Raw genomic sequence first — 13,130 nt, 5'->3', positions numbered from 1 at the left:
TTACCGATGGTGAGTGTCGCCAGCCGGTCGCTGAAAGTGGCGGACCTGGATCTGGAAACCATTACGTAAGCCTACATAGAGACTTTCCCCGGGAGTCAGTCCCGCAGCGCTGGCCCAGCGGGCCAAATCATCTTGTTCGAACCCTAGCCAGAGATCGCCGCAAGCCTCTTTGGCCCAACTCTGGTTGTGGCTGCACAAGTCTGTTACCAACAGGCTGCCGCCTGGTTGCAGCAATCGGGCCATCTGCTTGAGGGCTTCGGCCGGTGCGGCGAAATGGTGCAGGACCATATTCAGCACTACGCAATCGGCCGTCAGTGGCACGCCATCCAATGCATCGGCCAATTGCAGGCTGACGTTAGCCAATGTTTCGCGCTCACACAGCTGGCGCGCCAGTTCAAGCATTGCCGGACTGTTGTCCAGAGCGGTGACCTGGGCAAAGCGTCGGGCCAGCTCAGGGAGAAATCCACCGTCACCGGGACCCACTTCAATGGCCGTGGCCATTGGCTTGAAACTCAGCTGGTCCAGCAGCGCGAGAACACTGTCGCGGTACTGCGGCAGTCCTGCGATCAGGTCCTGCTGGGCGCGGAATTTCTCCGCCACCCGGGAAAAAAAGTCCTGGCTGGCTGCGGCCCGTTGCCGGTGCACCAGGCCGATCCGGCCCTGGACATCCGCCGGCAGCCGCACCTGGTCCACTTCGTCCAGCAGTGCTGCGTGAAGCTTGCCCCCCAGGAGCTCGGTATGGGGCAGGGCGCGGCGATAGAAAATCGCATTGCCTTCACGGCGGGTCGCCACCAGGTTGGCCTGGGCCAGGACCTTCAAATGGTGACTCATGCCGGACTGGCCGATGGCGAAGATCTGAGCCAGTTCCAGTACACCGAACGAGTCGTTGCTCAGTGCGCGCAATACATTGAGCCGCAGAGGATCGCCGCCGGCCTTGCACAGGGCGGCCAGTTCGTCGCAATCGTCATGCTCAATGGAGGGTGCGTGCAGGTTCATAGGGGCGCAGTCTAGAGGTGCCTGCAAAGCCCTGCAACACCAATATCAAAACTTTTTGATATTGGTGTTGCAGGGGCCTTTGCCAGAGCCGTTCGTTGCCTTGTCAACGAACGGCGAGCGGGTTTCTCCAGTGGATTGAGTACTTATCCTTGGGAAAAACATGCCTGAGTGACTATCTGTCATTGCCCCCGCCAGACGCCTGAGGGAAAATGCAGGCCTTTTTTCCGTTTCGTTTTATTCAATCCTCAGGAGATCAGCGATGCCCAGCCGTCGTGAGCGTGCCAACGCCATTCGTGCCCTCAGCATGGATGCCGTGCAAAAAGCCAACAGCGGCCATCCAGGTGCCCCCATGGGTATGGCGGATATCGCCGAAGTACTTTGGCGTGACTACCTCAAGCACAACCCGAGCAATCCATCCTTCGCCGACCGTGACCGCTTCGTGCTGTCCAACGGTCACGGCTCGATGCTGATCTACTCGCTGCTGCACCTGACCGGCTACGACCTGTCGATCGATGACCTGAAGAACTTCCGCCAACTGCACAGCCGCACTCCGGGCCACCCGGAATTCGGCTATACCCCGGGTGTGGAAACCACCACTGGCCCACTGGGTCAGGGCCTGGCCAATGCCGTGGGCTTCGCCCTGGCGGAAAAAGTCCTGGCGGCGCAGTTCAACCGTCCAGGTCACGACATCGTTGATCACCACACCTACGTATTCCTGGGTGATGGCTGCATGATGGAAGGCATTTCCCACGAAGTGGCCTCCCTGGCCGGCACCCTGGGCCTGGGCAAACTGATCGCCTTCTACGATGACAACGGCATCTCCATCGACGGTGAAGTCGAAGGCTGGTTCACTGACGACACGCCCAAGCGTTTCGAAGCCTACAACTGGCAAGTGATCCGCAATGTCGACGGCCACGATCCGGAAGAGATCAAGACGGCCATCGACACCGCGCGCAAGAGCCCGTTGCCGACCCTGATCTGCTGCAAGACCACCATCGGTTTCGGTTCGCCGAACAAGCAGGGCAAGGAAGACTGCCACGGCGCGCCACTGGGTGCCGAGGAAATCGCCCTGACCCGCGCCGCGCTGAAATGGAACCATGGCCCGTTCGAAATCCCGGCCGACATCTACGCCGAGTGGGACGCCAAGGAAGCCGGTCGCGCCGTGGAAGCCGAGTGGGATCAGCGTTTCGCCGCCTACTCCGCTGCGTTCCCTGCCGAAGCCAATGAACTGGTACGTCGCCTTGCGGGCGATCTGCCCGCGGACTTTGCCGAGAAGGCCAACGCCTATATCGCTGAAGTCGCGGCCAAGGGCGAAACCATCGCCAGCCGTAAAGCCAGTCAGAACACCCTGAACGCCTTCGGCCCGCTGCTGCCTGAATTCCTCGGCGGCTCGGCTGACCTGGCCGGCTCCAACCTGACCCTGTGGAAAGGCTGCAAGGGCGTCAGCGCTGAAGATGCCAGCGGCAACTACATGTACTACGGCGTGCGCGAGTTCGGCATGACCGCCATCATGAACGGCGTTGCCTTGCACGGTGGCCTGGTGCCTTACGGCGCGACCTTCCTGATGTTCATGGAATACGCCCGCAACGCAGTGCGCATGTCGGCGCTGATGAAACAGCGGGTGATCCACGTCTACACCCACGACTCCATCGGTCTGGGCGAAGACGGCCCGACTCACCAGCCGATCGAGCAACTGACCAGCCTGCGCAGCACCCCGAACCTCGACACCTGGCGCCCAGCCGATGCCGTGGAATCGGCGGTGTCCTGGAAGTACGCCCTGGAGCGCAAGGACGGCCCATCGGCGCTGATCTTCTCCCGCCAGAACCTGCAACACCAAACCCGTGATGCCGGGCAGATCGCCGACATCAGCCGCGGTGGCTACGTGTTGAAAGACTGCGCAGGCGAGCCTGAGCTGATCCTGATTGCCACCGGTTCGGAAGTGGGCCTGGCGGTCCAGGCTTTCGACAAGCTGACTGAGCAGGGCCGCAAAGTGCGCGTGGTTTCCATGCCGTGCACCAGCGTGTTCGACGCTCAGGACGCGGGCTACAAGCAATCGGTTCTGCCGTTGCAGGTCAGCGCGCGGATCGCCATCGAAGCTGCTCACGCCGACTTCTGGTACAAGTACGTGGGTCTGGAAGGCCGGGTGATCGGCATGACCACCTACGGCGAGTCGGCGCCTGCGCCGGCCTTGTTCGAAGAGTTCGGTTTCACCCTGGACAACATCCTGGGCCAGGCCGAAGAGCTGCTGGAAGACTAAAAAAGCACGCGGTGGCCCAGCCACCGCGATCCCTTTGTAGGCGCTGGCTTGCCAGCGATTCGCGGCCTGCCTGACGCGCCGCTGATCGCTGGCAAGCCAGCTACTGCGATGGGGTGCGTATAACAAGTTCGTCTGCCTGTGCCTGATCGAGAACCCCATGCCTCAATCGCGTCCCTATAAAGTTGCACTCAACGGCTACGGCCGGGTTGGTCGTTGCGTCTTGCGTGCTCTGTTCGAGCGGGGGGCTGCGGCTGGATTCGAGATCGTCGCCATCAACGATCTGGCCGACATGGCCAGTGTTGAATACCTGACACGCTTCGACTCGACCCACGGCCGGTTTCCCGGCGAGGTGAAGGTCGATGGCGACTGTCTGCATATCAATGGCAACTGCGTGAAAGTGCTGCGCAGTGCCACCCCTGAAGGCATCGATTGGGCGTCCCTGGACGTCGATCTGGTGCTGGAATGCTCCGGTGCCTACCACACCCGGGCAGACGGCCAGCGTTTCCTCGACGCCGGCGCGCCACGGGTGCTGTTCTCCCAGCCGATGGCCAGCGAGGCGGATGTCGATGCCACTATCGTTTACGGGGTCAACCAGGAGTGTCTGACCGGCGCCGAGCTGCTGGTCTCCAACGCCTCCTGCACCACCAACTGTGGTGTGCCGCTGTTACGCCTGCTGGATCAGGCCATCGGCCTGGAATATGTGTCGATCACCACCATTCACTCGGCGATGAACGACCAGCCGGTGATCGACGCCTATCACCACGAGGATCTGCGTCGGACCCGTTCGGCGTTCCAGTCGGTGATCCCGGTGTCCACTGGTCTGGCGCGTGGTATCGAGCGCTTGTTGCCGGAACTTGCCGGGCGAATTCAGGCCAAAGCTGTGCGAGTGCCGACGGTCAATGTGTCCTGCCTGGATATCACCATGCAGACCGTGAGCGATACCGACGCCACCGAGGTCAACCGGATTCTGCGCGAGGCCGCCACCAGCGGTCCGCTCAAGGGCTTGCTGGCCTATACCGAGTTGCCTCACGCCAGCTGTGATTTCAATCATGATCCCCATTCGGCGATCGTCGATGCCAGTCAGACCCGCGTTTCCGGCCCTCGGCTGGTGAACATCCTGGCCTGGTTCGACAACGAATGGGGCTTTGCCAACCGGATGCTGGATGTTGCTGGGCACTACCTGCAAACAGCCACTCCACGCTCTGACTCTAAACTCTCTGTTTCTGAACAACAGTAACCCAGGAATTGCGACCCATGACCGTGTTGAAGATGACCGACCTCGATCTGCAAGGTAAGCGCGTACTGATCCGCGAAGACCTCAACGTCCCAGTCAAGGACGGTGTTGTCACCAGCGATGCGCGGATCCTGGCTTCGCTGCCGACCATCAAGCTGGCCCTGGAAAAAGGCGCGGCGGTGATGGTCTGCTCGCACCTGGGCCGCCCGACCGAAGGCGAGTTCTCTGCCGAGAACAGCCTCAAGCCGGTAGCCGATTACCTGAGCCGCGCCCTGGGCCGTGAAGTGCCACTGGTGGCCGACTACCTGGGTGGTGTCGAGGTCAAGGCCGGCGACATCGTGCTGTTCGAAAACGTGCGCTTCAACAAGGGCGAGAAAAAGAACGCCGACGAATTGGCCCAGCAATACGCTGCCCTGTGCGACGTGTTCGTGATGGATGCTTTTGGCACCGCGCACCGCGCCGAGGGTTCGACCCATGGCGTGGCCAAGTTCGCCAAAGTAGCCGCTGCAGGTCCTCTGCTGGCTGCTGAGCTGGAGGCGCTGGGCAAGGCCCTGGGCAACCCGGCCAAGCCGATGGCGGCCATCGTTGCCGGTTCCAAGGTGTCCACCAAGCTGGATGTGCTCAACAGCCTGAGCCAGATCTGCGACCAGTTGATCGTCGGTGGCGGCATCGCCAACACCTTCCTGGCCGCTGCCGGGCATCCGGTGGGCAAGTCGCTGTACGAGCCGGACCTCTTGGACACCGCCCGTGCCATCGCCGCCAAGGTCAGCGTACCGCTGCCGGTGGACGTGGTCGTGGCCAAGGAGTTCGCCGAAAGCGCCGAAGCTACCGTCAAGCTGATCGCTGATGTTGCCGCTGACGACATGATCCTCGACATCGGTCCACAGACTGCCGCGCAGTTCGCCGAGCTGCTGAAATCCTCCAAGACCATCCTCTGGAACGGTCCGGTAGGCGTGTTCGAATTCGACCAGTTCGGCAACGGCACCCAAGTGCTGGCCCAGGCCATCGCCGACAGCGCCGCGTTCTCCATTGCTGGCGGTGGCGACACCCTGGCGGCCATCGACAAGTATGGCGTGGCCCAGCAGATCTCCTACATTTCTACCGGTGGCGGCGCTTTCCTCGAGTTCGTCGAGGGCAAGGTACTGCCGGCGGTTGAAGTCCTGGAAGCCCGGGCCAAGGCCTGAGATTCCCGTTGGCCGGGCAAAGGAGTGTTCTGATGGTCAAGACATTGCCACTGTTGATCGCCGCGGCTTTGCTGGCGGGGTGCTCCGGCACTGCGCAGGTAAAATCGGCCGATGAGGCCGGTGAGCCGGACAAAGGCTGCTATCAGGCCGATTGGCAGGCCGAGACGGCGCCGGTGATTAACAAGCGTCTGGGCCCAGAGGGCCTGGAGAAGTACGAGACACCGTCAAAGACCAGGGAACAGGGCTGCCCTTGACGGGTCGGATTGGTTAACGCAACGCGCTGGGGCCTGTGGGCTGTCAGCCGAGGAACATCGATGAAAGGTTTGATCGCCGTGGCGATGCTGGGCTTGCTGGCAGGGTGCGCCAACCTGAACCTGCTCAAGTCGCCGGCTCCCGACAACTGGACGACCTGGGTGTGTGACAGCCAGGCACAAGTGCTTTGGCGCTACACCGACGACAGCCGCAAGGCGGTCGACGTGCGCCTGGGGGGCGACGATCAGGTTCGGCGCCTTAAGCTTGAGCCCAGTGGTTCGGGTTCGCTGTACAGCGATGACATGCTGGCGCTTCACGTCAAGGGTGAAGAGGGCCTGGTTTACTGGGTCGCCACCAATGACTTGATCGGCCGCGGCTGCAAGGCCCAGTAGCAGCTGGCTTGCCAGCCAAGGCGGCGTCCAGGCCGGTGCAAGGTCAAGGGCCCCTTTACCGGCGAACTGGTTCCTGAAGGGCTGTAGAGATTTGGTTTTAACAGATACAACAGGGCGGGCTGACCCCCGATCTGCAATCACTTGAATAGCAGTCGCCGCTACGGCAGGCTTGCACGATTAACGACCCTCGACCGGGAGAGACACACACAATGGCACTCATCAGCATGCGCCAGATGCTGGACCACGCAGCCGAGTTCGGCTACGGCGTCCCAGCCTTCAACGTCAACAACCTTGAGCAGATGCGCGCCATCATGGAAGCCGCTGACAAGACTGACTCCCCGGTGATCGTTCAGGCGTCCGCCGGTGCGCGCAAGTACGCCGGTGCGCCGTTCCTGCGTCACCTGATCCTGGCGGCGATCGAAGAGTTCCCACATATCCCGGTGTGCATGCACCAGGACCACGGCACCAGCCCTGACGTCTGCCAGCGTTCCATCCAACTGGGCTTCTCCTCGGTGATGATGGACGGCTCCCTGGGCGAAGACGGCAAGACGCCGACCGACTACGAATACAACGTGCGCGTCACCCAACAGACCGTGGCCATGGCCCACGCCTGCGGCGTGTCGGTAGAAGGCGAGCTGGGCTGCCTGGGTTCCCTGGAAACCGGCATGGCCGGTGAAGAAGATGGCATCGGTGCCGAAGGCGTGCTGGACCACAGCCAGATGCTGACCGATCCGGAAGAGGCCGCGGACTTCGTCAAGAAGACCCAGGTCGACGCCCTGGCCATCGCCATCGGCACCAGCCACGGTGCCTACAAGTTCACCAAGCCGCCTACCGGCGACGTGCTGGCCATCGACCGCATCAAGGAAATCCACAAGCGCATTCCCAACACCCACTTGGTGATGCACGGTTCTTCGTCGGTTCCGCAGGAGTGGCTGGCGATCATCAACCAGTACGGCGGCGACATCAAAGAAACCTACGGCGTGCCGGTTGAAGAAATCGTCGAAGGCATCAAGTACGGCGTGCGCAAGGTCAACATCGATACCGACCTGCGCCTGGCGTCCACCGGTGCCATGCGTCGCCTGATGGCCACCAACCCGAGCGAGTTCGACCCACGCAAGTTCTTCGGTGCCACCGTGACCGCCATGCGCGACGTGTGCATCGCCCGTTACGAAGCCTTCGGCACTGCCGGCAACGCTTCGAAGATCAAGCCGATCTCCCTGGAAGCGATGTTCCAGCGCTACCTCAAGGGTGAGCTGAACTCCAAGGTCAACTAAGCCTTAGCGTCATCCGGAAAGCCCGCAGCGATGCGGGCTTTTTTGTGCCTGGGATTCCTGCACAGAGACGGGGTTAGATTTTGTTGTGGTCGATATCCAGCTTGGAGAAGGTCACCTTGCCGCCCTCGCTGGTGTAGCCGCTGTTGTCCTGGACATAAACGCCAGCCTTGAAATACAGCGGCTTGTCGCGCCAGGTGGCGCTCAGTTGGCCATCCCATTGATAGCCCGCAGCACTGATCCCCAGGGCACCACCGGGGCTCAGGTGGATCAGGTAGGAAAACTCCCGATCCATGGGCACGTTCCTGGCGATGGTGATGACCCGGCCTTCGTCGTCATCCGGGCGCATGCGCACCTTGGCCACGACATTGCCGCTGCCCTGGCGGGTCTTGTACTGGTACTCCACTTTCACCAGGGGCTTGGTGCTGTTGTAGGCATGGATCTGGCCGACGACGATCTTGCCCGATGAGGGCACCTGCTTCACTGCCAGGGTGGCGTACAACAGGTTGTCGGCCTCGGGATAGGTCCAGTTGCGCAGGTTTCCGTTGGAATAGGTTTCCCGCAGCTCGGTGCGCGGGTAGATGGCGTTCTCGGTTTTTGATCCGGTCACCGGCGACCAGAAGAACAGGGTGCCGCTATCGGAGTGGAAGTACTGGTCCTTGAAGCCTTTGACCAGGGCGGGGGTGTCAATGGTTGCCGGTGGGCTGCCGACGGGAACGCTGAGGTTCCAGGTTGCCAGATCGATCATGGTGAGAGGTTCCGCAAGGAAAGGTCTGGTGCAGGTCGCCGAGGGCTTTAGCCTGCGCTTCTTCGGGCGTCTTTATAACGCAGAACGGATGCCGGGCGAGGTCCGTACGGCGGATATCTGACGTCAGCAAAATATCGAAATGCCATCCTTCCCGGTTTTTATGCTGCACAACTGTGACCGTTAGTCGGGAGTCGGCGCCATTGGCGGAGTGATGGCGTCATGGCGGCTTCTGCTTTTCAAGATCCGGGTCTAGAGTGAATTCACAGTTTTAGCCAGGTTTTCTCACCCGCTCAGTCTTATTACAGGCAAGAGAAGCAGCATGGAATGCGTGCACCCGGAGGTGGCCGAAGGCCACTCCACTCTTCTGATCGTTGATGACTATCCTGAAAATCTCCTAAGCATGCGTGCTCTGTTGCAGCGCCAGGACTGGCGGGTGATGACCGCTGCCTCCGGTGTCGAGGCCCTGGGCCTGTTGCTCGAGCATGAGGTGGATCTGGTGCTGCTGGATGTGCAGATGCCCGGCATGGATGGTTTTGAGGTGGCTCGACTGATGCGCGGCAGCCAGCGTACCCGGCTGACACCGATCATCTTCCTCACCGCGAACGAGCAGTCCCAGGATGCCGTGATCAAGGGCTACGCCAGTGGCGCAGTGGACTACCTGTTCAAACCCTTCGACCCGCAGATCCTCAAGCCCAAGGTCCAGGCTTTGCTGGAGCAACAGCGCAACCGCCGAGCCCTGCAGCACCTCAGTCATGATCTGGAGGTGGCGCGAGCGTTCAACGCCGCGGTGTTGGACAACGCCGCCGAAGGCATCCTGGTGGTGGACGAAGGCGGCCATGTGCGCTTCGCCAATCCAGCGGTCTCGCGCTTGCTCAATGCCCAGGTGCAAGATCTGGAAGGTTCGCCCTTCCTCGATTACCTGCAAAAGCCCCACGTCCCCGACTGGAACGAATCCGAGCTCTACGCCTGCTACCGCAGGGGCGAGACCTATCGTCTGCATGACGCCCTGTTGCGTACCGTCCCCGGCCAGCAGATCTGTGTGGCCCTGTCCTGCGCGCCCCTGCCCAGCGAACAGAAGGCCATGGTGGTGACCTTGCTGGACATGTCCGAGGTTCGACACCTGCATCAACAGCTGGAGTACCAGGCCGTTACCGATCCGCTGACGGGCCTGCTCAACCGGCGCGGTTTCTATCAGACCGTGGAGAACATCCTGCTGCGCAGCGATCGCTCGGGAAAGTCTCTGGTGCTGCTCTACCTGGACCTGGACGGCTTCAAACGAGTCAACGACTCCCTGGGGCACGATGCCGGTGACCGGGTGCTGCGCTGGGTCTCCGAGCAGTTGAAGGAATGCCTGCATTCGTTCGATATTCTCGGGCGCATGGGCGGCGACGAGTTCACGGCCCTGCTGGAGCTGAGCTTCCCGGAGCAGGCGGCAAAAATCGCCGAAAAACTGATCGAACGCCTGTCCATCAGCCAGCAGATCGATGGCATGGAGGTGGTGCTGGGGGCCAGCATTGGCATCGCCATCTACCCTGACTGCGGTTCCAATCTGGATGGCCTGTTGCGCGCGGCGGATATCGCCATGTACGAGGCCAAGCGTGCCGGCCGTCAGCAGTACCGTTACTACGACCATGAAATGAACGGCCGTGCCCGGTCCCGGCTGATGCTTGAAGAAAGCGTGCGCAGCGCGGTGGAGCGCAAGGAGTTCACCCTGGTGTATCAGCCCCAGGTGGCCATTGCCGATGGCCGCTTGCGAGGGTTCGAGGCGTTGCTGCGCTGGCGGCACCCGAGTGTCGGCGATGTACCGCCGGGGCTGTTTCTGCCGTTGCTGGAAGAGGCACGGTTGATCAGCCGCCTGGGCAGTTGGATCTATCAGCAGGGCGCCGCTCAGCGCAAGGATTGGGAACAGGTGTTCAGCCCGGACCTGGTGTTGGGGGTCAGCCTCAGCGCTACCCAGTTCGGCATGCCCAACCTGGCAACCGAACTGCGCCAGGTGTTGTTGCGCCATGGCCTGCTGCCTCGTCAGCTGGAGGTGGAGGTGACCGAGGCGGCACTGACCCAGAACCTGGACGAGACCCGCAAGCAGTTGCAGCAGTTGCATGAACTGGGGGTGCGGGTGGCCCTGGACGATTTCGGATCAGGCAGCTGCTGTCTGGCGTACCTGCGTGACCTGCAGTTGGACACCCTCAAGCTTGACCGGCACCTGATCGCTCGTCTGCTGACTTCGCCGCGAGATGCCGCCATCGCCCGCAGCGTGATCGATCTGTGCAAACAGTTCGGCCTGCTGGTGATTGCCGAAGGCGTGGAAACCCTCGAGCAATTCGAGTGGCTCAAAGCCAATGGTTGTGAATATGTGCAGGGTTTCCTGGTGGCGCGCCCCCTGACTGCCAACAGTGCCAGTCAGTTTGCCCAGCCTTTTGACTGGAGCGCGTTGCCGGCCTGAATTCGCTACACTGGCGCTCTTTGCACCTTGCGCTGCCCCTTCATGACTGCACTCAAATACCTTCAGGCCTACCCCGTCGCCCTGCAACAGCAAGTGCGCCAGCTGATCGACGAAGATCGCCTGGGGGACTACCTGAGCCGGCGCTATCCGCACAAGCACGCGGTACAGAGCGACAAGGCGTTGTACAACTACGCTCTGGAACTGAAGCAGGAATACCTGCGCAACGCCCCGGCCATCGACAAGGTGCTGTTCGATAACCGCCTGGACCTGACCCACCGCGCCCTGGGCCTGCACACCACGGTGTCCCGGGTGCAGGGCGGCAAGCTCAAGGCCAAGAAGGAGATCCGCATCGCCTCCCTGTTCAAGGAGGCGGCGCCGGAGTTCTTGCGGATGATCGTGGTGCACGAGCTGGCGCACTTCAAGGAGTCGGATCACAACAAGGCGTTCTACAAGCTCTGCGAGCATATGCTGCCGGGCTATCACCAGCTGGAGTTCGACCTGCGGGTCTACCTGACCTGGCGCGACCTGCAAGCCAAGGCAGGAGCGGCGGATTAGTGCTTAGTGAAAGGGAGTAGGCGATGGATGTCAGCAAGACCAAGAGCAGTTTCTACCGCCGCCTGTATGTGGCGTATCTGATCGACAGCGGCCTGGCCAGCAGTGTGCCGGCGCTGACCGAAGTCACGGGCATGCCCCGACGCACCGCCCAGGACACCATCGCCGCCCTGGCGGATCTGGACATTCTCTGCGAGTTCGAGCAGCAGGATGGCGCCCGCAATCATGCCGGACGCTACCGGATCCATAGCTGGGGGGCCATCGACAAGGGCTGGATCGAGCCCAATCTGCGGCAGATCAAGACAGTGCTGGGTTATCCCTGAGTCTCAGGCCCGGCGCATGCCGATATGGGGAATGCCGTCCTCAAGGTATTCCTCACCCGCGACGATGAAGCCGTAGCGTCCGTAGTAATCCTGCAGATGGGCCTGGGCCGAGAGGTAGATCGGGGTTTCTGGCCAGTGCCGTTGTGCCTGTTTCAGCGCCTGCTCCATCAGGGCATGACCCAAGCCCTGGCCACGGGCCTGTTCGGCGATCACTACGCGGCCGATCACGACGTCGCCGCCTTGGGAGATCGGGTCCAGCAGGCGCAGATAGGCCAGCAGGCGGTCGTCGTCCCAGGCCATCAAGTGGCAGGTATCGCCTTCAAGGTCGCGGCCGTCCACTTCCTGGTAGGGGCATTTCTGTTCCACGACAAAGACTTCGGTGCGCAGTTGCAGGATGGCGTACAACTGTTCCTTGCCCAGATCGGTGTGATGCTTGCAGACCCATTCGATGGTCATCTTCATATCCTGTAGAAAGTGCTGTGCGAAATACTAGGCACATCGCCGCCGGATGTCTTGTCGAGCAGCACCCAGAGGCTGTTTCTGTGAGTTAGGTCAAAATGCCACCATTGTTGTTACTGGCCTTTGTCTTCTTTGTGTAATCTGTTTTCAAGTCCTGTGCAGCGGTTTTGATGAGCTAGTGTTAGGGGCTGGGCTGCCCTGTCGAATACCGGCAGGGGCCCTCGAGTGTCGGCTGGAATGCGCTGGGCCCTGTGCCCGCTAAGGATCTTTTAGCATGCTGCGATTGCATCGAGCTTTGGCTTTGATCGGATTGCTGTTGCTGGGCCACAGCGCTTCTGCACAGAAGCTGCGCCTGGTCGCTGACGCCTGGCCCCCCTTTACCGACGCGACCCTGGTCAACGGCGGGGTGGCCACCGATATCGTCAGCACCGCCCTGTCCCGTGCCGGCTATGCCAGCGAGTTCGAGCAGGTGCCCTGGGCTCGGGCTCTGATGGGGGTTGGCGAGGGGCGCTACGACGTACTGGTCAATGCCTGGTACAACGAAGAGCGCACCCATCTGGGGCAGTTTTCCTCGGAGTACCTGGTCAACCGAGTGCGCTTCATCAAGCGCAAGGATGCCTCGCTGGAATACAACAACCTCAAGCAACTGCATGAGTACCCGGTGGCGGTAGTGCGTGGCTACGCCTATTCGCCGGAGTTCGACAACGACCCGAACCTGCAGAAAGTTCTGGTGCACAACTTCGCCATGGCCGTGCGCATGCTGGCGGCGGGCCGGGTCAAGCTGACTCTGGAAGACGAATACGTCGCCCGCTACTACCTGGCCCGGGAATCGCCTCGGGTGCGCAACGCCGTGGAGTTCCTGCCCAAGCCCCTGAGCGAGAACGGCCTGCATATCCTGGTCAGCCTGAAAAACCCCGAACACGCGCAGATCGTTGCCAAGTTCGACCGGGAAATTGCCGCCATGAAGGCCGACGGCAGCTACGACCGGCTGTTGCGCCAGCACGGTATGTAACCGAACA

13 protein-coding genes are annotated in these 13,130 nt (G+C 61.5%); 10 read left to right on the top strand and 3 right to left on the bottom strand.

Going from position 1 to position 13,130, the window contains the following annotated elements; translation table 11 throughout:
• Complete coding sequence (locus ACMGF8_RS02655) at positions 1-996, bottom strand: ArsR/SmtB family transcription factor (RefSeq protein WP_110594379.1); 996 nt, start codon at positions 994-996, stop codon at positions 1-3.
• Between the two features lie 259 nt (positions 997-1,255).
• Here ACMGF8_RS02655 and tkt point away from each other — a divergent pair, with 259 nt between their 5' ends.
• From tkt to fba, 6 genes are all read left to right on the top strand, one after another.
• The gene (tkt, locus tag ACMGF8_RS02650) at positions 1,256-3,253 is read left to right on the top strand and encodes a transketolase (RefSeq protein WP_102862037.1); all 1,998 of its coding nucleotides are present in this window, start codon (positions 1,256-1,258) and stop codon (positions 3,251-3,253) included.
• A gap of 157 nt (positions 3,254-3,410) precedes the next feature.
• Entirely contained in the window at positions 3,411-4,490 is a 1,080-nt protein-coding gene (gene epd, locus ACMGF8_RS02645) for an erythrose-4-phosphate dehydrogenase (RefSeq protein ID WP_102862036.1), read from the top strand.
• A 17-nt stretch (positions 4,491-4,507) separates the two neighbouring features.
• The gene (locus ACMGF8_RS02640) at positions 4,508-5,671 is read left to right on the top strand and encodes a phosphoglycerate kinase (RefSeq protein WP_102862035.1); all 1,164 of its coding nucleotides are present in this window, start codon (positions 4,508-4,510) and stop codon (positions 5,669-5,671) included.
• A gap of 32 nt (positions 5,672-5,703) precedes the next feature.
• Positions 5,704-5,925: a hypothetical protein gene (locus ACMGF8_RS02635; RefSeq protein ID WP_102862034.1), complete on the top strand. Its 222-nt coding sequence runs from the start codon at positions 5,704-5,706 to the stop codon at positions 5,923-5,925.
• A gap of 60 nt (positions 5,926-5,985) precedes the next feature.
• Positions 5,986-6,315, top strand: a complete 330-nt coding sequence (locus ACMGF8_RS02630; RefSeq protein WP_305949077.1) for an MliC family protein — start codon at positions 5,986-5,988, stop codon at positions 6,313-6,315.
• Positions 6,316-6,524: 209 nt separating this feature from the next.
• A complete protein-coding gene (gene fba / locus ACMGF8_RS02625; protein WP_416758606.1) occupies positions 6,525-7,589 on the top strand; it encodes a class II fructose-bisphosphate aldolase in 1,065 nt (354 codons plus the stop codon).
• A 73-nt stretch (positions 7,590-7,662) separates the two neighbouring features.
• On the opposite strand, the gene ACMGF8_RS02620 is transcribed toward fba, so the two are convergent.
• Positions 7,663-8,334: a polysaccharide lyase family 7 protein gene (locus ACMGF8_RS02620; RefSeq protein WP_102862032.1), complete on the bottom strand. Its 672-nt coding sequence runs from the start codon at positions 8,332-8,334 to the stop codon at positions 7,663-7,665.
• Positions 8,335-8,653: 319 nt separating this feature from the next.
• Between ACMGF8_RS02620 and ACMGF8_RS02615 the strand changes: the two genes are divergently transcribed.
• Genes ACMGF8_RS02615 through ACMGF8_RS02605 form a run of 3 tightly spaced genes read left to right on the top strand, consistent with a single transcriptional unit; the run spans position 8,654 to position 11,652 of the window.
• Entirely contained in the window at positions 8,654-10,777 is a 2,124-nt protein-coding gene (locus tag ACMGF8_RS02615) for a putative bifunctional diguanylate cyclase/phosphodiesterase (protein WP_102862031.1), read from the top strand.
• A gap of 42 nt (positions 10,778-10,819) precedes the next feature.
• Positions 10,820-11,332 carry a M48 family metallopeptidase gene (locus tag ACMGF8_RS02610; protein WP_102881129.1) on the top strand — a complete coding sequence of 171 codons (513 nt, stop codon included), beginning with the start codon at positions 10,820-10,822 and terminating at the stop codon, positions 11,330-11,332.
• A gap of 23 nt (positions 11,333-11,355) precedes the next feature.
• A complete protein-coding gene (locus ACMGF8_RS02605; protein ID WP_102862029.1) occupies positions 11,356-11,652 on the top strand; it encodes a winged helix-turn-helix domain-containing protein in 297 nt (98 codons plus the stop codon).
• Between the two features lie 3 nt (positions 11,653-11,655).
• Here ACMGF8_RS02605 and ACMGF8_RS02600 read toward each other — a convergent pair whose 3' ends face one another.
• Positions 11,656-12,108: a GNAT family N-acetyltransferase gene (locus ACMGF8_RS02600; protein ID WP_102862028.1), complete on the bottom strand. Its 453-nt coding sequence runs from the start codon at positions 12,106-12,108 to the stop codon at positions 11,656-11,658.
• 277 nt (positions 12,109-12,385) lie between these two features.
• On the opposite strand from ACMGF8_RS02600, the gene ACMGF8_RS02595 reads away from it, so the two are divergent.
• Positions 12,386-13,123, top strand: a complete 738-nt coding sequence (locus tag ACMGF8_RS02595; RefSeq protein WP_416758602.1) for a substrate-binding periplasmic protein — start codon at positions 12,386-12,388, stop codon at positions 13,121-13,123.
• The last annotated feature ends 7 nt before the right edge of the window (positions 13,124-13,130 follow it).

The organism is Pseudomonas sp. BNK-7 (assembly GCF_048072025.1).
Taxonomy (GTDB): Bacteria; Pseudomonadota; Gammaproteobacteria; order Pseudomonadales; family Pseudomonadaceae; genus Aquipseudomonas; species Aquipseudomonas danubii.
Note: the sequence above shows the minus strand (reverse complement) of the source record. Positions and strands in the feature narration are given on the sequence as shown.

Bases quoted from the DNA above. Each gene is read 5' to 3' on its own strand.
- ACMGF8_RS02655 (WP_110594379.1), bottom strand. From the start codon at position 996: ATGAACCTGCACGCACCCTCCATTGAGCATGACGATTGCGACGAACTG.
- ACMGF8_RS02595 (WP_416758602.1), top strand. From the start codon at position 12,386: ATGCTGCGATTGCATCGAGCTTTGGCTTTGATCGGATTGCTGTTGCTG.
- ACMGF8_RS02610 (WP_102881129.1), top strand. From the start codon at position 10,820: ATGACTGCACTCAAATACCTTCAGGCCTACCCCGTCGCCCTGCAACAG.
- ACMGF8_RS02615 (WP_102862031.1), top strand. From the start codon at position 8,654: ATGGAATGCGTGCACCCGGAGGTGGCCGAAGGCCACTCCACTCTTCTG.
- ACMGF8_RS02600 (WP_102862028.1), bottom strand. From the start codon at position 12,108: ATGACCATCGAATGGGTCTGCAAGCATCACACCGATCTGGGCAAGGAA.
- fba (WP_416758606.1), top strand. From the start codon at position 6,525: ATGGCACTCATCAGCATGCGCCAGATGCTGGACCACGCAGCCGAGTTC.
- epd (WP_102862036.1), top strand. From the start codon at position 3,411: ATGCCTCAATCGCGTCCCTATAAAGTTGCACTCAACGGCTACGGCCGG.
- ACMGF8_RS02605 (WP_102862029.1), top strand. From the start codon at position 11,356: ATGGATGTCAGCAAGACCAAGAGCAGTTTCTACCGCCGCCTGTATGTG.
- ACMGF8_RS02635 (WP_102862034.1), top strand. From the start codon at position 5,704: ATGGTCAAGACATTGCCACTGTTGATCGCCGCGGCTTTGCTGGCGGGG.
- tkt (WP_102862037.1), top strand. From the start codon at position 1,256: ATGCCCAGCCGTCGTGAGCGTGCCAACGCCATTCGTGCCCTCAGCATG.
- ACMGF8_RS02630 (WP_305949077.1), top strand. From the start codon at position 5,986: ATGAAAGGTTTGATCGCCGTGGCGATGCTGGGCTTGCTGGCAGGGTGC.
- ACMGF8_RS02620 (WP_102862032.1), bottom strand. From the start codon at position 8,334: ATGATCGATCTGGCAACCTGGAACCTCAGCGTTCCCGTCGGCAGCCCA.
- ACMGF8_RS02640 (WP_102862035.1), top strand. From the start codon at position 4,508: ATGACCGTGTTGAAGATGACCGACCTCGATCTGCAAGGTAAGCGCGTA.